This is a genomic window from Candidatus Protochlamydia sp. R18, assembly GCF_000648255.1.
In the GTDB taxonomy this organism is placed as follows: Bacteria; Chlamydiota; Chlamydiia; order Chlamydiales; family Parachlamydiaceae; genus Protochlamydia; species Protochlamydia amoebophila.
Genome location: NZ_BASL01000714.1, coordinates 1 through 1109, shown reverse-complemented (window position 1 = coordinate 1109; position 1109 = coordinate 1). Strand labels below are relative to the sequence as shown.

The following is a 1109-nucleotide window of genomic DNA, read 5'->3' as shown; positions in this document are numbered from 1 at the left end:
GACGCTGGATTAGCGCATTTGAAACCCTTAGTCGCTTTACAGTACTTAGATCTGCGTGAGTGCCATAAGCTCACTGACGCTGGATTAGCGCATTTGAAACCCTTAGTCGCTTTACAGTACTTAGATCTGCGTGAGTGCTATAAGCTCACTGACGCTGGATTAGCGCATTTAACATCCTTAGCGACCCTACAGCATTTGGATCTGAGTGGTTGCCACGATCTCACTGATGCTGGATTAGCACATTTAACATCCTTAGCCACTCTACAGCATTTGGATCTAAGTGGGAACAAAAACCTCACGGACGCTGGATTAGCGCATTTGAAATCCTTAGTGGCTCTGCAACATTTGAATTTAAATGATTGTAATAAACTCACTGACGCCGGATTAGCGCATTTGAAACCCTTAGTGGCTCTGCAGCATTTAAATCTGAGCCAATGCTGGAATCTCACCAACGCCGGATTAGCGCGTTTAACTCCTTTAGTGGCTCTACAGCATTTAGATCTGCGTGGGTGCCGTAAGCTTACTGCCGCTGGATTAGCGCGTTTAACTCCCTTAGTAGCTCTGCAGCATTTAAATCTAGGTTGGTGCTATAATCTCACAGGCGCTGGATTAGCTCATTTAACTCCCTTAGTGGCTCTACAGCATTTAGATCTGAGTGGGTGCCGCGATCTCACTGATGCGGGATTAGCGCGTTTGACTCCCTTAGTGGCTCTGCAGCATTTAGATCTGAGTTGGTGCTCTAATCTCACGGACGCTGGATTAGCGCATTTAACTCCTTTAGTGGCTCTACAGCATTTAGATCTGCGTGGGTGCCGTAAGCTTACTGCCGCTGGATTAGCGCATTTAACTCCCTTAGTGGCCTTACAACATTTAGATCTGCGTGGGTGCCGTAAGCGTACTGCCGCTGGATTAGCGCATTTAACTTCTTTAGTAAGCGTTAAAAAATTTATGTGGGTTGATTATAATTTTATCTGAATTGAGTTATATATAGTTAATTGAATTTAATCGTGCATATAGATATAGTTTGAGTTAAAAAAGTTATGGCATATTCCAAAGATTTAAGGCAAAAAGCACTCAACTATTTAGAAACTGGACATTCTGCAGAAGAA

At 43.6% G+C, this 1109-nt stretch carries 2 protein-coding genes; both read left to right on the top strand.

Annotated features, from left to right (window positions below; genetic code table 11):
* The coding region (locus tag TY19_RS11760; RefSeq protein WP_193354029.1) for a leucine-rich repeat domain-containing protein at window positions 1–975 on the top strand (975 nt) is incomplete at its 5' end.
* Window positions 976–1040: 65 nt separating this feature from the next.
* Window positions 1041–1109, top strand: a 69-nt coding sequence (locus tag TY19_RS26865) for an IS630 transposase-related protein (protein WP_226988498.1), incomplete at its 3' end; no start/stop codon positions are given.